18 protein-coding genes, 1 tRNA gene and 1 other RNA gene are annotated in these 18,080 nt (G+C 67.0%); 4 read left to right on the top strand and 16 right to left on the bottom strand.

Annotated features, from left to right (window positions below; translation table 11 throughout):
- Nucleotides 1–49: 49 nt before the first annotated feature.
- From ACP7CK_RS14450 to ACP7CK_RS14420, 7 genes are all read right to left on the bottom strand, one after another.
- Nucleotides 50–2,173 (bottom strand): TonB-dependent receptor, encoded by a 2,124-nt coding sequence (locus tag ACP7CK_RS14450; protein ID WP_426026477.1) that lies wholly within the window; start codon nt 2,171–2,173, stop codon nt 50–52.
- 142 nt (nt 2,174–2,315) lie between these two features.
- Nucleotides 2,316–2,837: a hypothetical protein gene (locus ACP7CK_RS14445; protein ID WP_426026476.1), complete on the bottom strand. Its 522-nt coding sequence runs from the start codon at nt 2,835–2,837 to the stop codon at nt 2,316–2,318.
- Nucleotides 2,838–2,986: 149 nt separating this feature from the next.
- Complete coding sequence (locus ACP7CK_RS14440; protein ID WP_426026475.1) at nt 2,987–3,511, bottom strand: hypothetical protein; 525 nt, start codon at nt 3,509–3,511, stop codon at nt 2,987–2,989.
- 218 nt (nt 3,512–3,729) lie between these two features.
- A complete protein-coding gene (locus ACP7CK_RS14435) occupies nt 3,730–7,371 on the bottom strand; it encodes a TonB-dependent receptor domain-containing protein (RefSeq protein WP_426026474.1) in 3,642 nt (1,213 codons plus the stop codon).
- A gap of 131 nt (nt 7,372–7,502) precedes the next feature.
- Nucleotides 7,503–8,531 carry a FecR family protein gene (locus ACP7CK_RS14430; RefSeq protein ID WP_426026473.1) on the bottom strand — a complete coding sequence of 343 codons (1,029 nt, stop codon included), beginning with the start codon at nt 8,529–8,531 and terminating at the stop codon, nt 7,503–7,505.
- On the bottom strand, nt 8,528–9,040 hold the full coding sequence (locus ACP7CK_RS14425; protein ID WP_052004898.1) for an RNA polymerase sigma factor: 513 nt from the start codon (nt 9,038–9,040) through the stop codon (nt 8,528–8,530). Before ACP7CK_RS14425 ends, ACP7CK_RS14430 begins: the two co-directional genes overlap by 4 nt.
- A 280-nt stretch (nt 9,041–9,320) precedes the next feature.
- A tRNA-Gly gene (locus ACP7CK_RS14420) sits at nt 9,321–9,395 on the bottom strand.
- Between the two features lie 74 nt (nt 9,396–9,469).
- Between ACP7CK_RS14420 and ACP7CK_RS14415 the strand changes: the two genes are divergently transcribed.
- On the top strand, nt 9,470–9,598 hold the full coding sequence (locus tag ACP7CK_RS14415; protein WP_008259175.1) for a hypothetical protein: 129 nt from the start codon (nt 9,470–9,472) through the stop codon (nt 9,596–9,598).
- Nucleotides 9,599–9,617: 19 nt separating this feature from the next.
- Here the strand turns inward: ACP7CK_RS14415 and ACP7CK_RS14410 are convergent, their stop codons facing one another.
- The 7 genes from ACP7CK_RS14410 to ACP7CK_RS14380 form a co-directional block, all read right to left on the bottom strand.
- Nucleotides 9,618–10,595: a TraB/GumN family protein gene (locus tag ACP7CK_RS14410; RefSeq protein ID WP_426026472.1), complete on the bottom strand. Its 978-nt coding sequence runs from the start codon at nt 10,593–10,595 to the stop codon at nt 9,618–9,620.
- Between the two features lie 26 nt (nt 10,596–10,621).
- Nucleotides 10,622–11,206 carry a hypothetical protein gene (locus ACP7CK_RS14405; protein ID WP_426026471.1) on the bottom strand — a complete coding sequence of 195 codons (585 nt, stop codon included), beginning with the start codon at nt 11,204–11,206 and terminating at the stop codon, nt 10,622–10,624.
- A gap of 2 nt (nt 11,207–11,208) precedes the next feature.
- Nucleotides 11,209–11,400, bottom strand: a complete 192-nt coding sequence (locus tag ACP7CK_RS14400) for a helix-turn-helix transcriptional regulator (protein WP_292149687.1) — start codon at nt 11,398–11,400, stop codon at nt 11,209–11,211.
- Between the two features lie 10 nt (nt 11,401–11,410).
- Nucleotides 11,411–11,875, bottom strand: a complete 465-nt coding sequence (locus tag ACP7CK_RS14395) for a hypothetical protein (protein WP_426026470.1) — start codon at nt 11,873–11,875, stop codon at nt 11,411–11,413.
- A gap of 81 nt (nt 11,876–11,956) precedes the next feature.
- Nucleotides 11,957–13,171 (bottom strand): DNA recombination protein RmuC, encoded by a 1,215-nt coding sequence (locus tag ACP7CK_RS14390; RefSeq protein ID WP_426026469.1) that lies wholly within the window; start codon nt 13,169–13,171, stop codon nt 11,957–11,959.
- Between the two features lie 51 nt (nt 13,172–13,222).
- Complete coding sequence (recR, locus tag ACP7CK_RS14385) at nt 13,223–13,840, bottom strand: recombination mediator RecR (protein WP_008259401.1); 618 nt, start codon at nt 13,838–13,840, stop codon at nt 13,223–13,225.
- On the bottom strand, nt 13,840–14,169 hold the full coding sequence (locus ACP7CK_RS14380; protein WP_372706053.1) for a YbaB/EbfC family nucleoid-associated protein: 330 nt from the start codon (nt 14,167–14,169) through the stop codon (nt 13,840–13,842). The genes recR and ACP7CK_RS14380 overlap by 1 nt, the downstream gene beginning before the upstream one ends.
- A gap of 165 nt (nt 14,170–14,334) precedes the next feature.
- On the opposite strand from ACP7CK_RS14380, the gene ACP7CK_RS14375 reads away from it, so the two are divergent.
- Entirely contained in the window at nt 14,335–14,949 is a 615-nt protein-coding gene (locus tag ACP7CK_RS14375) for a malonic semialdehyde reductase (protein ID WP_426026468.1), read from the top strand.
- An 83-nt stretch (nt 14,950–15,032) separates the two neighbouring features.
- Here ACP7CK_RS14375 and ACP7CK_RS14370 read toward each other — a convergent pair whose 3' ends face one another.
- Nucleotides 15,033–15,752 carry a c-type cytochrome gene (locus ACP7CK_RS14370; RefSeq protein ID WP_008260941.1) on the bottom strand — a complete coding sequence of 240 codons (720 nt, stop codon included), beginning with the start codon at nt 15,750–15,752 and terminating at the stop codon, nt 15,033–15,035.
- A 159-nt stretch (nt 15,753–15,911) separates the two neighbouring features.
- Here ACP7CK_RS14370 and ACP7CK_RS14365 point away from each other — a divergent pair, with 159 nt between their 5' ends.
- Entirely contained in the window at nt 15,912–16,634 is a 723-nt protein-coding gene (locus ACP7CK_RS14365) for a 3-deoxy-manno-octulosonate cytidylyltransferase (RefSeq protein ID WP_426026467.1), read from the top strand.
- Between the two features lie 183 nt (nt 16,635–16,817).
- Here ACP7CK_RS14365 and nudC read toward each other — a convergent pair whose 3' ends face one another.
- Nucleotides 16,818–17,738 carry an NAD(+) diphosphatase gene (gene nudC, locus ACP7CK_RS14360; protein WP_426026466.1) on the bottom strand — a complete coding sequence of 307 codons (921 nt, stop codon included), beginning with the start codon at nt 17,736–17,738 and terminating at the stop codon, nt 16,818–16,820.
- A 49-nt stretch (nt 17,739–17,787) separates the two neighbouring features.
- On the opposite strand from nudC, the gene ffs reads away from it, so the two are divergent.
- Nucleotides 17,788–17,883, top strand: an RNA gene (gene ffs / locus ACP7CK_RS14355) — signal recognition particle sRNA small type.
- The last annotated feature ends 197 nt before the right edge of the window (nt 17,884–18,080 follow it).

Here is an 18,080-nt window from a genome sequence, read left to right as displayed (position 1 = left end):
GATCGAACCCCGACATTCAGCCTGATATCGGGCGACATCGACCACCGCCTCAAAATCGGCGCTTCAGGCTCAGTTGAACCGTGCGTCCCAGCGGATCCTGATCATCCCGTCCATAGCCGGGCGCAGGGCGTCCGTCGCCCAGGCGCGCCTTGGGGCGGGCGTCGAACAGGTTGGCGATTTCCAGCTCCACTTGAAGACCGACGCCGCGCCGCATCCCCTCATCCCGACCGGCGATGGCGCGCTCGAACTTGCGTGTCAGCTTGAGATTGACGGCGCTGAACGGCGCAATGCGCAGATCGTCCGGGCCGTCGCGTCCGAAATCCCGCCTGAAGCGATATCCGTCCCGCCAGCGGGCGCCGATATTGACGCCCCATCGCCCTCGCCGCGCATCGATCGACAAGCCCAGAGACTGACGCGACACGCCCCCCCCGTCGCCGGCCAGCCGGTCCAGCTCCGGCAAGGCCTCATGGATCGTCGTCCGGTTCGTCAATCGCCAGCTGTGGTTCAGCGTCACGCGCAGCACGCCCCGCCTTGCGCCCTCGCCCCCCAGCGGCACGTTGGCCGTCAGACTGCTGCTCAGGCTTTCGCTCAGCGCCGAGCGGATGTTGAGGGGCCGCTGGTCGATGCTGACCAGCTGGCCGGAGGCGTCCCGCTGGAACCGCTCCGGAAAGGCCGCCTCCAGCTGGGGCGTCGGCGCCGGCAGGGCGCCGATGTCGTCCACCGCCTCCGCCCGTTCGAAATTCACGCCGCCCTGCAGCGCCAGGGCGGTGAAGGGACCCGCCGCCGCCGACAGCATCAGGTGGTCGGAGCGGGGCGGACGAAGGCCGGGATCGCCGCCCAGGATCGGCAGCACCTCGACCGACTCCCCTCTGACGAAATCGAACACCACGACGGGTTCGCCATAATACTCGGGCTCGAAGCGCTGGAGGTCGGGGACGGTGCGCCGGGCGCTGGAAAGGCTGGCGTTGAACCTCAAGGCAGACATCGGCGTCCACGACAGGGCGGCGTTCAGCCCCTCGCCCCGGCCGGAATCGCTCTCGCTCAGGTCGGCGCCCAGGGTCATCAGCAGATCGCCCCACAGGCCGTCGTCCCCGTCGCCCGATCGCCGCGCCAGGGGCATCGACACCCCGCCGTTCAGGCCGAGCGTTCGCCCGGTCGAGGTTTGCTCCCCCTGCGGGCGTTCGACGACCGAACGGGCGCGCGACGCCTGCCCCGACAGGTTGACGCTCACCGGGCCGGCGGGCAGGTCGAGCAGGGGACGGCCCAGCGCCAGGTTGGCCGAGATCGACTGCTGTTCGGACTGGGACGGCGAAAGGCCCGACTGCTCGCCCCGCGACCACAGGCTGCTCAGCATGACCTGGGTCGACCAGCCCGCCAGTGCGCCGTTCAGCCCGCCCGTCAGGCTGAGGCCCTGCTGGCTTCGCCGGCTCTCGGCCGGCTCCCCGTCGCGCACCGAGACGGTCCGGCTCTCCTGAGCCCGCGCGTTGGCTCTCAGACTGGCGGACCAGTCGCCGAACGCCCCGGTCTGGACCAGGTCGGCGGCGTAGTTTTCGGAGGCCGGCCGCAGGGTGGCCGCATCGCCCCCCGGCGCCGAATCCCGCGTCAGGTCGCGCTCGCCCGCGCGCAGGGCCGTCGTCCGGTCCGCCTTCAGGCCCAACTGGCTCGTGCGGGTCTCGATGATGGAGGACCGCCGCAGGTCCAGCGCGGCGCGCGATGTCCCGCCGGCGGTGGGGCGGTTCAGTTCGGCCCGGCCGTCGCGGCTGGCGAAACGGCGCTGCAGCACGATGTTGACCACCCGACGCGCGGGATCGCCCGCGCCGTACAGGCCCGCCGCCTCGGGCGGCAGCACCTCGATCCGCACCAGGGCGTCGGGCGGAAAGCCGGAGAAGACGCCGGGGTCGGCCATGCGCCGGCCGTTGACGACGATCATCGGCGCCTCGCCCAGAGCGTAGTCTTCGCTGAGGCGCCGGATCGCCTCGCCGATGTCATAGGCGCCCAGGGCGTCGATCTGGGCCCCGTCCAGCTCCCGCTCGGGGGCGACCAGGGCGCGTCCTCGCTGGGCCAGAACCTCGACATCGTCCAGCACGACGGGCGGGATCGCGTCCGGGGCCGCCGACTGCGGCGCAAGCCCGGCGGCCGAAAAGGTCAGGAGAACGAACGCCAGACCAGCCACGTCGAGATCCTCTTCTGCGCCGCCCGGGTTTCCCGTGCGTTGTCCGAATCGGACGCCGTCAGGGCCAAGCCTCATCAGTTGGAGAGGGAGAAGCAAGGCGCGACGAGGGACGCGCGCCTTGCTTCAAGTCGGACGTCAGCCCTTAGGGCAGGGTGACGATGTTGACCGCGGCGCCGTTGGAGTCGGCGGTCAAGGTCAGGCTGCCGGCGGCGCGGCAGATCGCCGGGATGCCGAAGTAGGCGCCTGAGAAGGTGGCCGTATTGCCCGAATAGGCCAGCTTGTAATTGACTTCCTGGCATGGACCACCACGCGTGCCGACAAAGAGTTGGTCCAGATTAACCTGGTTCGCGGATGACGCCGTGACGACGATGGGGAAGTCCACGGCGCCGTAGCAAGCCAGGTTGCCGCTGTCGCCGGGGGCCTGAACGCCGTCATAAGCGTCGAAAATCATGCTCTTCCCGTCCGGTGCTACGGCGCCATACACTTCGATGTTGCAGATTGTTTCTACGGTTCCCGGCATATACAGATTTTCGACAATCTGGCCGCGCGCGGTGACAAGTTCGCCTGGATGGGTGAAACCATAGCTCTGGGCGGAGACGGCGGAGGCGCCGACGGTCAGGGCCAGCGCGGCGAAGGCGGCGACCGCCTTGGTGAAACGCATCATGAGGAAATCTCCTGGATTTTCGGGTGGTCTCGGCGCCGCAGGCGCCTGCGTCGTCACAGGCGGATACGCTGCGGCCAGATCGCCGGACAAGGGAGAAGCAAGGCGCGACGGGGGAGCGCGCGCCTTGCTTCAGGTCGGACGTCAGCCTCTTAGGGCAGGGTGACGATGTTGACCGCAGCGCCGTTGGAGTCGGCGGTCAGGGTCAGGCCGCCGGAGGCGTTGCAGAGACCTTGGTAGCCGAAGGGCTGGCCGCTGAAGGTGGCCGTATTGCCCGAATAGGCCAGCTTATAGTTCAGCTCACGGCACGGACCGCCGCGAGTGCCGACGTCAAAATCATCCATGTTGATCTGGTTGGCGGCGGAGGCCGTCACCGTGATCGGGAATTTCAGCGACTCGCTGCAGGCGAGATTGCCGCCGTCGCCGGGGGCCTTGGCGCCGTCATAGCTGGAGAAGACGATCTTGGAGCCGTCTGCGGCCACGGTGCCGTAGATGCTGACGTCGCAGGTCGTCTGGATGACGCCCGGATAGTCGACGTTCTGAATCAACTGGCCGGTGGCGGTGACGTCTTGGCCGGCCAGGTTGAAGCCGAGGCTCTGGGCCGAAGCGGCCGAGGCGCCGGCGATCAGGGCGATGGAGGCGACGGCGGCCGCAGCCGCCTTGTACAGATGAGTCATGGTCGAAGTCCTTTTCTAGGGTTGATAGAAAACGCACTTTCCATTTGGAGCTCCGTCGCCGTTTGGCGACAAATCAACCTTAGATTTAGATTGCGACAATCGCGATTCATCTTCATGAAATCGAATAAGCTATATTGAATATAGAAAATTTAGACATGCTGAAGAGCCGGACTGCTGAGCAGTCCGGCGCCAGTATCAGCTCACAGTAAAATTTTTACTCAGAATGATTTCCTGACCGATACTCCGATGATGCGCGGGTCCAGGGTGAAGACATTGGTCGAATTGCCCAGGTCGTCCGGTCCGGTGAAGCCGTCGACGATCGGGGTGTCGTCGAAGACGTTCTTCACATAGGCCTGTACGGTGAAGTCGGAACTACGGTTGCTGAGGGTCAGGGACAGGTTGGCGTTGGCCCACCCCTTCAGCCGGTCATAGGGACGGCTGTTGTAGACCCGCATCCAGCTGTCCGACTGGCGATAATAGTCGCCGCGCACCGTGACGTCCCAGCCCTGGGGCAGTTCGAACCGGTACTGGGCCCCGAGATTGAAGGTCAGGTGCGGGGCGTTGGGCAGTTCATTGCCGGACAGGTCGGCGGCGAAGCCGCGCCCGCCGTTAGGGGCGTCGGTCAGGGGGTTCCAGCTGATCGGATACTGGGCCTGCCACTGGTCTCTATGACCATTGGCGTAGTTGTATCGCGATCCGCTACCCGGCACCCAGGTGCCGCCGAAATACATGGACGGGCAGAGGGACCGCATGGCAGCAATACTTCCCAAGACGTTTGGCTGAGCGTTCGGCGCAAGTCCGTCGTTGGTGTAAGAAATCCTGCCCAAGATAGCCTTGGGCACGACGCAGGTGGAGGGACTGCCCGGGTAGGGACGGGCCACGACCCAGTCGTCATGACCCTGCAGCCGGTCCATCACATCGATGGATTCCTCCCCGTCGGCGATCCGCGTCCGCAACAGACCCAGGGTCGCATCCAGGCGGAAATGACGGGTCGGGGCCCAGGCCGTTTCGAACTCGGCGCCCCAGATCTTGGCGTCGAAATTCTCGTTGTGCACCGCCCGTTCGATGATCTGGGCGACCTGATAATCCTTATAGTCGTAATAGAAGGCGGTGGCGTTCAGCATCAACCGCCCGCCCGCGACCATATTCTTCACCCCCGCCTCATAGGCGTTGACGAACTCGGCATCATAGCGCGACGGCAGGACCGAGGAATTGACCAAGGCGGGGTTGTAGTCGCGGTCGCGCGGATTGCCGCCCCCCCCCTTATAGCCCCGCGAATAGGAGGCGTAGACCAGGGTGTCGTCGGTGAAGGCCAGGTCCGGCTTCCAGTCCACCGCCGCCCGGCCGGTCCATTCGCCCCAGTTCATCCTCTCGTCGGGATAGCGGGGATAGCCGCGCCCGACCAGGCCGGTGGAGGTGTCGCCGACGGCGTCAGGCGTGGCCGCCAGCAACTGGCCCGGCACCGGGGTGATGGTCTTGGTGTCGTCCGTATAGCGCAGACCCAGGGTCAGCCGCAGATCCTCGCGGACCTTCCAATAGCCTTCACCGAACACGGCCCACGATTCAGTCCGGCTGATGCTGGTGCTGCGGATATAGTTGTGGCCGTCGCCCCCCTCGCCGTTCAGGAGGCCCGCCAGCGGCGTCGGATCGATATAGACTGCAGCATTCGGATCGGTCAGCTTGCCGGCCGCCACCTTGGCCAAGCCCTGGGCGGTCAGCCGGCCGCTGGCGTCGAAATCGCCGGCCGCCGCCGTCGCCGCCTTGGCCTGGCCCTGTTCCGTCAGCCGACCGTACTGATCGAAGTCTCCAAGTTTGCCGGCGCCTTCATTGGCGTAAATCGCCATCAGGGTGAAGACGTTGGAGAAGATCCAATAGTTCTCCTCGGTCTTGTATTTCAGCCAATTGGCCCCGAGGTTGAAGTTGAACGGACCGTCCCCGTGGGATTGCAGCCGGAACTCTTGCGACCACTGGGTGCTGTCCGCCTGACTGAGGTCCAGGGCCATCAGCCGGTCGGTGGCGCCCAGCTGCGGGTCCAGGAAGGTGCCCCCGGTCGGGAAGCCGCAGTCCGGCAGGGGACCGCATTGAAGAGCACCGCTGGAGTCCTTATAGACGACATAGACGGGTTTGCCGTTCGCCACCGAATTCCCGATCCAGGGCGCCCACTGAGGCTTCAGCACCCGCGCCTGACCATTGTATCGGCCGACCTGGTCTTTCGAATACATCTGTCCGGTCGCATAGGAACGGAAGAAGTCCTGGAAGCCCGAATAGCCGTCTTCCATATAGAGGGTCTGGGACGACAGGGTCAGGCCCGGCGTCAGCTTCCATTCCAGGTTCAGTTGGAACAGATCATTGTCCGCCTGGTATTTGGGATCATAGGCGGTCGAGACGGTGCGCAGATCCGCCACCTGTCGATCGCCCTCTGTAGCGAAGGGATCGATATACAGGGGAAACAGATAGGAGCCGTCGTAACCGTTCGCCTGATTGGTGTTGTTTTGGGAGTTCTGCCTGGCGGTGTCGCCGGGTCTCCGGGGAGAGGTTTCGAAGGGGAAAATACTGACCAGGCCCGCCGTCATCGCAAAGCCCCGCCCGTCCGGCACCCCATAGGCCGCATCATCATAAAGCGAGGACGAGGTGCAGCTGGGGGTGATGGTGGTCGAGGTCCAGTAGGATTTGGCCGAGGTCGACATGGCGGTGCCGTCCGGCGCCGTCCAGTCGATCTTGTCCGGCGCCGTGCCCCGCGTGCACAGCATCTTGCCGGTGCGTGAGCGGTCGTCGTCCTCGCGGAACCGTTCCCACAGGAAGTTGGCGCTGAAGTTCTGGGTCGGCTGCCACAGCACGCCCAGGCGCGCGCCCCACAGGTCGCGGCCGTTGACGTTCTTCTGCGTCACCGTGTTGTAGTCGAAACCGTCGCGCTGGGTCACCGCAAAGGCCCCGCGCACCGCCAGGGTGTCGCCCACCGGAATATTGATCATGCCCTTGGCGCGGCGGCTGTCGTGATTGCCGACCTCCCACTGGGCGTCCATCGAGAACTGCTCCAGCTCGGGCAGGTTCGGCAGCATGTTGATGACGCCCGCCGTGGCGTTACGACCATACAGGGTGCCCTGCGGGCCGCGCAGCACCTCGACCCGATCGACGTCGAAATACTCCTGCTCGAACAGGCGGTTTCTGAGCAGGGCGGTGTTGTTGAACGACACGGCCACGCCCGGGTCGGCCGTGGTGGCCAGCACTTTTGAGCCGATGCCGCGGATCGAGAAATTGTAGCTGGTGAAATTGTCCTTGGAGAAGCTGACGTTCGGCACGATCCGCAGCAGTTCCGCGCCCCCCTCGACCTTGCGGTCGTCCAGCTGCTGGGCCGAGAAGGCCGAGACGGCCACCGGCACGTCGATGATCCGCTCTTCCATCCGCCGCGCCGTGACGACGATGTCCTCCAGCGCCGCGACGTCGGGGCGCGCCTGTTGCGGCGCCGACAGGGCGGCGGGCGCGGTCGTCTGACGGCGCCGCACCGGCTCGTCGGCGGCCGGCGCGATCACATAGGCCCCGTTCACATCGCGCCGCCAGCCCAGTCCGGTGCCGCGCAGCAAGGTGGTCAAGGCCTGTTCGACGGTGCCGGCGCCGGAGACGGCGGCGCTACGGCGGCCGTTCAGCCGCACGCCGGCGGCGATGACCACGGCGTCGGTCTGTTCCGACAGCGCCTGGACGGCCGCGCCGAGCGGCTGGGCCGGAATGGTGATGGCGCGACCCTGTGCGGACGCGCCCGACGCCGCCTGCGCCGCAGCGGGCGTCGTCGCCAGACCCGCCGCAAGCACGGCGGCGGTCGAAGCCAGGAACAAGCCCTTCAGGCTCGAACAATGAGATTTCATGAAGTCCCCCGTGTGAAATCCCGCGTTGGAACGCGGGGCGGGCGCTTCCCTTTGGGCGCGCCTCACCTACACAGGACAGCGGACGAAGACCGGCGTTTCAGGCCGGCGCAAGATTTCACAAAAACTTCGCCTTACGCCCCCCGCTTGCGGCCGATGACCATGCGTCCGGCGGCGTCTCGTCTCACGCTCAGACCCTTGCCTTGCGCCAGGGCGGTCAGGGCGATCTCCATCTGATCGAAGCGGAAGGCCACTGTGACCGGCAGGTCGGCCAGACTGGGATCCTCCAGGACCACGCCAGCCGGATGATAGCGGTTCAGGCTTTCCACCACCTGCCCCAGGGGCGCGTCGCGGAAGGCCGCGCGCTGGTCGCGCCAGCGCCCCGCGCTCGCCGGGTCGAAGGTCTGGACGGCGAGCGATCCGTCGGGGCGCACGGTGGCGGCCTCTCCCGGCGTCAGGATGGCGACGCTTTCGGCCGACGCGGCCCTGACCCGTCCTCGGGACACCGCGACATGGGCGCCCCGGCTGCCGCGATTCACCTCAAAGGCCGTGCCGATGACGGTGACGGTCAGATCACCGGCCGCGACCGTGAACGGACGCTGGGGCGCCGCCGCGACGTCGAAGAAGGCGTCGCCTTCCAGAAGTTCGACCTTGCGCCTGTTGTCTTCCATTCGGACGCGCAGGGTCGATCGACCACCCAGGGTCACGCGGCTGCCGTCGGAGAGGACGATGCGGCGGATTTCCGCCGGGCCTGTCGCGGTTTCCACGGTTCTGACCCAAAGCGCCGCCATGACCTGGCGATGCAGATCAGGTCCGATCATGACGGCGCCGAGCATGGCCGCGGCGACGGCCGCCGGCGCGCCCCAGCGTTTCCAGCGCCCTGAACGGGTCTCGCGACGGGGCAGCCGCCGTCGATCCGGCGTCGCCACGGGTTCCGCCGGCAAGACGGCCGCGTTCAGGGCCTCGGACCAGTCCAGATCCGCCCAAAGCCCGCGGGCTTCAGCGAAGGCGTCGGCATGCGCCGGCTGAGCCTCCAGCCACGTCGTCAGCGCCCGCCGCCGTTCGGCCGGCAGAGGCGCGCCGCTGTTCAACTCCGACAGCCAGTCGAAGGCGGCGTCCATCACCTCATCGGGCGCCTCATCGGGGAAGACGGGCGCGGTCAACGCACGCTCCTGTCCAGTTCGGCGGTCATGCGCGCCTTGAGTGTGGAGAGGGCGCGCGAAATCCGGCGGCTGATGTCCGCCTGAGACCGACCGGTCCGCTTCGAAATCTCATCGTAGGTCATGCCTTCAATCCGGCTCATAACAAGCAGGCTGCGCTCCTCTTCGGGCAGGTCAAGGATCGCCTGATTCAATCGCCTGTGCCTTTCCCTCTCCAGAAGGACACTTTCGGGGGTTCGTTCTTCCAGGATCGGAAGCAGGGGCGCCTGCGCCTCCTGATCAAGCGTGCGTTGCGCCACGGCCGCGTGGCGCATCTGGTTCAGGACCAGGTTTCGCGCCATGACCAAAAGGAAGGCGCGAGGATTGCCGACCGAGCGGCGGTCCGGCAAGCCGCCGAAGCGCAGGAAGGCGGTCTGGATCGCGTCCTCCAGCCCGTCGTGATCGACGCCGAAACGCCGGCGCAAGGCCTTCAGCAGATCGGCATGATATCTGCGGTGCAGGCTGTCCATCATGCTACGCCACTCGGTGTGATCCGATCTGAAGGCTAGTCCTCGTCGAGCCGAACCCGAGCGCCGCCTTCGATAGGGACGAAGCATGAAGGTTGGATGACGCCTGCTTCAGCGACCGCCCGGGCCCCCTCGAGAGGCGATTCCTCAGAAGCGCGTCCATCTCCGCCGAACAGAATCGGAACGCGTTGCGTCCGCACAGCGGACGAAGCGGGGAATTCTTCGCAAAACCACTGGCGCGCTCGCGGATGAGCCGATCGGCGAGCGCTGCCAAGGTATTGATAACTGGAGCGGGCGATGGGAATCGAACCCACGACATTCAGCTTGGGAAGCTGACGTTCTACCTCTGAACTACGCCCGCGCAACGTCTTCCTTAGACGGAGGTCTGGCGCGGCTCAAGGCGGCGGGGCAAGGTCTTGTCGGGGAGGATGCGAAATGCGGCGAGGAAACGACGGCGGCGGCCTGGGCGGCCTCGGCTTCGGCTGTCTTGCAGCCACGATATTGGCGGGCGTGGCGGCGGCGGCGCTGTGGGTGATCTTCGCCTGGGGCGTCAATCAGGCCTGAGCGCCGCCGCCCTTGACAACTATTCGACGCTTTCGACGGCGACGCCGCGCGATTTCAGGATCGACTGGACGCTGTCGTCGCCGGTCAGGTGGGCGGCGCCCACGGCGATGAAGGCGGTGCCGGAGCCCTGGAGCTGGGTCTGGATCTGGTCGGCCCAGTCGGTGTTCCGGTCGACGATCAGGCGGCCGTAAAGAGCAGGAAAATCGGCCTTCATTTCAGCGACCGTAATGGCCTCCAGCGCCTTCACGTCGCCCTTAGCCCATGCGTCCACCAAGCCATCCAGCATTTCAGCGCCTCGCTGATAGTCCGTGATCCCTTCTCGAACCAGATCGACCTGCACCGCCTCGGGCAGGTCCGCCAGGACCCGAACCTGCTGCTCAATCGTCTCGAAACCATGCGACGGCTTGCCTGCTGCGTCGGCGCGGGCCTTGAGAATCCGTTCGGAGCCCGACATCGGATCGTAGCCGGCCTTAGCCAGAGGCGCCAAGGCCAAGGTCATCCCCGCCCACCACGGACGCATCGGCTCCATCGCTTCAGCCGCCACGCCGATGCTGGCCGCAGCGGCTTCGAGCCCGATGCGTTCATCCGCCGTGAGATAGCTGGAGAGGGGTCTATCCGAAGAATAGCCATGCTGCTGGATAACCGCCATGACGGCGGCTTGGTCGTCGGGATTGCTGAATTCGAACCATATCTGGTCCGAGCTATCGAAAGCGGCCTCGACCTTGGGGCTGAGCCAGCCGACGGTCGGTCGCAGCACATGGACCGTGCCGAACAGATAGAGGGTCGAATCCGCGTCCTTGATCACCCACAGGGCCGGTCCCTGGCCCTGGATGGCGGGTGTCGCGGCCGGAGCGGCAGCAGGCGCCGGGGCGACCTGCGCCCAGGCTTGAGCCGGCGCCCCGGCGATGGCGAAGACCAGGGCCAGGCCGGCGGCGACGCCGACGACGCCTTGAGCGAGGTTCGAGACGGAGGATTTCAGGCGTTTGGCGAGAGTCATGGGCGTTTCCTTCAGTTTGAACGATTTCAGTGGAGGCCGCGCCGCATCGAGGCGACGGTGGAGGCCAGGAGGTAGATCGTCATCAGCACGGCCATCATGCCCCAGGCTGAAACCCCGCCGGTCAGGCCCAGGCGCTCGGCCGCCGCATAGAGGAACAGGGCCATCTGCGAGGCCCAGAAGGCCAGGGCGCTGGTCTCGACCATCACCCGTCGCAGCATTTCGTCGGCGCGGCGCCACAGCATCAGATTGGCGACCGACTGGACGAGGCTGAGCAGGACCAGGCCGATGAAGACGACGTCGGGCGAGGCCAGGTTCGGCCCCCAGATCGGGGCGACCATCAGACCGCCCGCGATCAGCATGACCAGAGCCTGGAGCGGCCCACAGGCCGGCGGCAGCTTGCTGGATCGCATGGCCGCCATCGCCGCCATGATCACCCCCGTCATCAGCAGCAGGGCGGCGATGACCAGGGCCAGGGCGTCGTCCCAACGCAGGTCTTCGACATCCATTCGACCGCCGACCAGATAGCCGACCCCGGCCCCGGCCAGGCCGAGGAAAAACAGGCCGCCGATACGCACCGGCCAGGACATTTTCGGATCTTCGACGCTCGACATGGTCAGTCCTCCGAGAAGATGGATTCAATGGGTTGATCGAAGATGCGGGCGATCTTGAAGGCCAGCGGCAGGGACGGGTCGTAGCGGCCGGTCTCCAGCGCATTGACGGTCTGTCGCGAGACGCCCAGCAGTTCGGCGAGATGGGCCTGGGACCAGTCGCGCTCGGCCCGCAGCACCTTGAGACGGTTGTTCATGGTTCAGCCCTCAACGGCGTTTCCACCACCACCAGGCCCAGGCGACGCCGTAGCCGAGCAGCATGAGACTGACCAGCGCCCAGGCCCCCATGGCCGCATAGGCCATCGGATCTGTACGACCGAAGAACCAATCGGGCAGACGCCAGTCGGCGGTTTGTGGCAACACCGCCATCATCAGAATGGGCATGGCGGCGAGCAGGCCTACGGATCCGCCCCAGAACCATGCGGACTTGTGCGCTTCGCGTGCCGCTTCGTCGATCACGCGCATCCAGCGCACGCTGGCCACGAGAGCGACGACCATGCCCGCCACGCCCAGCACGGCAATACTGACCAGTTCGAAGGGCGCGATTCGCGCAGCGAGCGCCGGATCGGAGGCTTCAAGATAGGCCACCCATCCGCCGGCGAGGCCGGAAACGAAGCCGAGCAACAGCATGCCCCCGATATAGAACAGTACGGACTTCAGACGCGGGCCCATGTCGTCCCTCCTTGTCTTTATGACAAGGTCACTTTACCTCCGCCGCCGCGCCCGTCAAGCAACCTTGTCAAAACGACAAGCCTAGTTGTCTGAGGGGCCCGTCAGCTCAGGCCGGTTGATGGTGCGCGGCTGGGTTTCGACCTGAGCAAGCGCAGGAATTTCCTTGCCCTCGTGATCCACCTGCAGATCCTCGAAACGGCGGGCGGAGACCATGACCTGGCTCTCCAGCGAGCCGACGAACTGGTTGTACTTGCCGACCGCCTGATCCAGCGCCCGACCCACCGCCGAGGCGTGGCCGCCCATGACCGACAGCCGCTTGTAGAGTTCGCGCCCCAGGGCCGCGACCTTGTCGGCGTTGGCCGCCTGTTCCTCGGCCCGCCAGCCATAGGCCACGGCCTTGCACAGGGCGAACAGGGTGGAGGGGGTGGCGATGACGACCCGCGATTCCATCGCGTCCGACAGCAGGTCCGGCGCATGGTCCAGGGCGGTGGACAGGAAGCTGTCGCCCGGCACGAACAGGACGACGAAATCGGGGCTGGGCTTGAACTGGTCCTGATAGGCCTTGGACGACAGCTGGCGCACATGGGTTTTCAGGCTGGCGGCGATGCGCAGGCCGACCGAGCGGGCGCGCGCCTCCTCGTCGCCCTCCTCGTCATCGAAGGCCAGGGACACCTTGGCGTCGATGACGAACAGGCCGCCGCCCGGCAGACGCACCAGGAAGTCGGGCCGGTTCTGACGCCCGTCGTCGTCGGCGCTGGAGGTCTGTTCGGTGAAATCGAACCGGCCCGCCATGCCCGCGGCCTCCAGCACATTGCGGCAGGTCTGTTCGCCCCAGCGGCCGCGTCGGCCGGTGTTGCCGCGCAGGGCCTCGGTCAGTTTGCGGGCCTCGTCCCGCGTCGCCGACGAGGCGGCCATCAGCTGGGTCAGCTGTTCCTTGAGACCGCCAGTCTCCTCGGCCCGGGTCTTCTCCAGCGCCGCCACATGTTCCTGAAACTTCGTCAGGGTGTCGGCCACCGGCTTCAGCTGGGCCGCCATCCGCTCGCGCGCCAGTTGGTCCTGGGCGCGGAAGGTCTCGGTCGCGCGGCTGACCATCTGGTCGGCGACCACCTGGGCCGACTGGGCCGCCTGGGCCTTCAGCAGTTCGCCCATGGTGACCCGGCTCTCCTCGACCAGATCAATGCGCGCCAGGGCCGCCGACAGCGCCCCCTGTGCTCTTTGCCACCCCATGAAGGCCCACAGGAATCCGCCCCCCAGGGCGGCGGCGAGAACGGCGAGGATCAGCGCGAGCATGTTCATGCTCCGTTCCTAGCGGGAGTCGCCTTCCCGGAAAAGCCGCCAGCGGCGTCTTTACGCCGGCCGGCGCGCCCGCATGGCCTGGACGATGGTGCCGTCATCCAGCCAGTCCAGCTCGCCGCCCACCGGCACGCCGCGCGCCAGGGAGGTGACCTGGACGTCGGGGCCCGAGATGCGTTCGGCGACATAATGGGCGGTGGTCTGGCCGTCGACGGTGGCGGGCAGGGCCAGGACGACCTCGCGCACGGCGCCGCCCCCCTCGTTCTGGTGTCGGACCCGGCCGACCAGTTCGGCGATGCGCAGATGTTCGGGGCCGACCCCGTCCAGGGCCGACAGCAGGCCGCCCAGCACATGGTATTTGCCGCGGAAGGCGCCGGACCGCTCCATGGCCCACAGGGCGCCGGCCTCCTCGACCACGCAGATCAGGCCGTTGTCGCGCGATCCGTCCGAACAGATGGCGCAGGGGTCGCGGGTGTCGGGCGCGCCGCAGACCGAACAGGACACCACCTTCTCGGCCGTCTCGGCCAGGGACGCCGCCAGCGGCACAAGCAATTGCTCGCGCCGCTTCAGCAGGGCCAGGGCCGCGCGCCGGGCCGAGCGCGGGCCGAGCCCTGGCAGTTTGGCGAGAAGGGAGATCAGCCGCTCGATCTCCGGCCCGGCGGAAGCGGCCATCAGAACAGTTTCGGCATTCCGGGAATATTCATCCCGGCCATCGGGCCTGCGGCTTCCCGCATCAGGGCGTTGTTGACCTCGTCCAGCTTGCGCTTGGCGTCGGCGTGGGCGGCCACGATCAGATCGGCCAGGATCTCGCCCTCGCCGGGCGTCAGCAGGCTGTCGTCGATCTTGATCGCGGTGATCTCGCCGGCGCCCTTCAGGGCCACGGTCACAAGGCCGCCGCCCGAGGAGCCCTCGGCGGAGGTTTCGGCCATCTTCGCCTGGGCGTCCTGCAGCTTTTGCTGCATCGCCTGGGCCTGCTGCATCAGTTGGGTAAGGTCTTTCATGCCCCCTAGATAAGACGAAGCCGGCCGGTGCGACAGGGGTGTTTCGCCCGGATGACGTGCGTCCCCTTGGAAACGATGGATTGCCTAATTTGCACTTGAAACAGTTGCTGAAGCGACTAAATCAGCACCTGCACTTGTTGCTTTTCATGATCAGGACGCCTTCCCATGGCCTATGATGCCGCCACCCAACGCGACGCCCCGCTGTCGGACGCCGCCCTGTCGCAACTCTTCACCGAGGCGCGCACCCGCAACGCCTGGAGCGACCGCCCGGTCGCGCCGGAACTGCTGCACAAACTGTACGACCTGACCAAGTTCGGCCCCACGGCCGTCAACGCCAGCCCCGCCCGGTTCGTCTTCGTCACCTCGCCCGAGGCCAAGGCGCGGCTGATCCCGCTGATGAGCGAGGGCAATCGCGCCAAGACCCAGCAGGCGCCGGTGAACCTGATCATCGCCCAGGACATCGACTTCCACGAGCATCTGGACGCCCTGTTCCCGCACGCGCCGGGAGCCAAGGCCTGGTTCGCCGATGAGGCCGGACGTCGCGAGAGCGCCTTCCGCAACGCCTCGCTTCAGGGCGGATATCTGACCATCGCCGCCCGGGCCCTGGGCCTGGACGTCGGCCCCATGTCCGGCTTCGACGCCGCCGCCGTGAAGGCGGAATTCTTCCCCGACAGCAATGTCGAGCCGAACTACATCCTCAACCTCGGCTACGGCACGGAAGAGAACCTTTTCCCGCGCTCGCCGCGCCTGTCGTTCGAGCAGGCGGCGAAGGTTCTCTGACCACCCGCGATCAGGGCCCCAAAAGACGACGGGGCGGCCTGCAAAGGCCGCCCCGCTTCAATTCCGACCATGCGAAGTCGATCTCAGGTGTTCGGCGGCGCTGCGCTGGTCGCAGCGGGCGGAGCCGCCGGGGTCTGCTGGGTCGTGGGCGCAGCGCCGACAGCCGGGGTTTCGCCGGTCGCCTCGGTCGCAGGCGCGCCCTCGGCAGGCGCCGCTTCTCCTTCGGCCGGGGCCGTCGCGCCGGGCTGACGGGCCGGATCGGGCGCCGGAATGGCGAAGCCGCCCGAGCCCTGGTTCCGCAGCCAGGCGATCAGATTGATCCGCGTCTGCGTATCGCGAATGCCGGCGAAGGACATCTTGGTGCCCGGCACATAGCGAGCCGGAGCGGTGATGAAGCTGTTCAGTTCGTCATAGCCCCAGGTCGGCGCCTCGGCCTTGTGCTTGGCCATGGCGTCCGAATAGGCGAAGCCCGCCCGGTGCATGACCGGGCCGCCGACCACGCCGAACAGGTTCGGGCCGATGCCGTCGGCACCACCCTGCGCCGCATTGTGGCAGGCCTGGCAGCGCGCGAACGCGGCCTCGCCGGCGGCCAGATCGGCGGCCGGCAGGACCGTGCCCCAATCCGGCGGCAGCTCGGCCTGTTCAGCGCCGGCGGCCTCATCAGGCGCATCGACGAAATACCCCATCTTTTCCGGCGGCGCGGAATGATAGATCAGGCCCGACGCCTGTTGCACGACCAGGATGACGAACGCCGTCCCCAGGGCCGCACCGAATATCTTGTTCCATTTCAGATCGCCGCTCATGCGCGTCGTCTCATCCCGTCCCTAAGGTTTCCCACCTCCGCCGTCTTACGCAGCGAAGCCTTCCTTGCCTGATCAGGTCTTACACGGTAGCGCGGGGTTCGCAACCGGCGCGAACGCTCCAACAGCGGCGGCTGATCCAGGCAGGCTCCGAGTAGACTCATGAATCCGTTGATATTGATACCCGCTCGCATGGCGGCGACCCGTCTGCCGAACAAGCCCCTGGCCGATATCGGCGGCAAACCCATGATCCTGCGGGCCTATCAGCAGGCCGAGGCCTCGGGCCTGCCGGTCGCGGTCGCCGCGGGCGATCCCGAGATCGTCGCCATCATCGAGGCCATCGGCGGCCGGGCCATTCTGACGGATCCCGACCTGCCCTCGGGCTCGGACCGCATCCGCGCCGCCGTCGACGCCATCGACCCGGAAGGCGATTTCGACGCCGTGATCAATGTCCAGGGCGACATGCCCTTCGCCGATCCCGGTTTGGCGACCGCCTGCGCCGCCATTCTGCACGGCGAGCCGAACTGCGACATCGCCACCCTGGTCGCCGCCGAGGCCGATGTGTCCGACAGGACCAATCCCGACGTGGTCAAGGCGATCCTGGCCCTGGGCGAGAACGAACGCCAGGGCCGCGCCCTCTATTTCACCCGCTCGACCCTGTACGGCGACGCACCGATCTGGCGTCACATCGGCGTCTACGGCTATCGCCGCGTAGCCCTGAACCGCTTCTGCGCCGCGCCCCCGTCCCCGTTGGAGAGGCGCGAGAAGCTGGAACAGCTGCGGGCGCTGGAGATGGGCATGCAGATCTGGGCCGCCGTCATCGACGAAGCCCCCCTGTCCGTCGACAATCCGGCGGACCTGGAGGCGGCGCGAGCGCTGGCTTGAACGCGAATCCGTCTCCCTCCCCCTGCGGGGGAGGGCGGCTGAGCCGTAGGCGAGGCCGGGTGGGGAGGGCCGGGCGACGTCTCGCGGACTTAAGTTGAAATCAGATAGGTGCGGCCTTGCCTTGCCGCCCCCACCCGGTCGCTTCGCGCCCCCCCTCCCCCGCAGGGGGAGGGAAAAGTCTCCCTACCCCTCCTCCGCCCAGGCCTTGATCAGGCTGTGGGCGATGGCGAAGGGCGGCGGGGCCTGGATGGTCGGATGTTCGCCGGCGATCACGGCCTTGGCCTCGGCCCGCGTCAGCCAGGCCACCGATTCCAGCTCGGTCTGATCCGGCCGGGCCTGGTCGTCCGACACCTCGGCGATCAGGCCGATCATCAGTTGCGACGGGAAGGGCCAGGGCTGGCTGGAGTGGTAGGCTGTGTCGATCACGGTCAGGCCGGCCTCTTCCTTCACCTCGCGGGCGCAGGCCTCTTCGATGGATTCGCCGGGCTCCAGGAAGCCGGCCAGGGCTGACATCCGCCCGACAGGCCAGGCCGCCTGGCGGCCCAGCAGACAGATCGGCTCAGGCCCGCCCTTGTAGACCGGCAGCATGATGGTGACCGGATCGACGCGCGGAAAATGTTCGGTCCCGCAGGCCGGGCAACGCCGCTTCCATCCGCCGGAGGTCGTCTCGCTCAGCGTGCCGCAGTTGGCGCAGAAGCCATGTTTGCGCCGCCAGTCGAACAGGCTCTTGGCCCCGCCCGCCATGGCCGCGTCCTGGGCCGGCAGCATGGCCGCCGCGCTGCGCATCTCGTGGAAGGCGCCCAATCCCCTCACCGGCCCTTCGGCCGGATCGATCGAGCCTTCGAACTCGATGGCGAAGACCGGCGCCCCGGCCCACAGACCCAGGAAGACATCGCGGTCCGGAACCATGTCGCGCGCGTGTTTCAGCGACAGCCAGGCCAGGCGCGGCCCCTCGGCCGTCTCCTCGACCAGCGGCCGCCCCTCCCACAGCACCATCGACTGGGCTTCGGGATTGGCCTCCTGCTCGGCCAGCCATTCGGAATCGTTGCGCAGGTCGCCGGCCCGATCCAGGGGATTGCCAGCGAAGATGTTCTGATGAGCCATGCGGCCTTGTAACCCTTGATTCCGTTCGCCGCACCCGTCATATCCCCTCTCGGAGATCGCGCGGGCGAAGGCTTCGCCAACCTGGTCAGGGCCGGAAGGCAGCAGCCACAACGAATTCCCCTTCGGGTCGCGCGGTCTCTACTTCATTCTTTTTTGCGCTATCGCTCACGACGCGGTCGCTCGCTGCTTGAGCGCGCACCGTCTCCTCCCCACGCAGTGGGGAGGGGGACCGCGAAGCGGTGGAGGGGCTCTCGACGCCCCACTGACTTTCGTGATGCGGTGAAGACCCCTCCGTCACGGCGCGAAGACGCGCCGCGCCACCTCCCCGCAAAGCGGGGAGGA

The sequence above is a fragment of the Brevundimonas sp. TSRC1-1 genome (assembly GCF_049898245.1).
Taxonomy (GTDB): domain Bacteria; phylum Pseudomonadota; class Alphaproteobacteria; order Caulobacterales; family Caulobacteraceae; genus Brevundimonas; species Brevundimonas mediterranea_A.
Note: the sequence above shows the minus strand (reverse complement) of the source record. Positions and strands in the feature narration are given on the sequence as shown.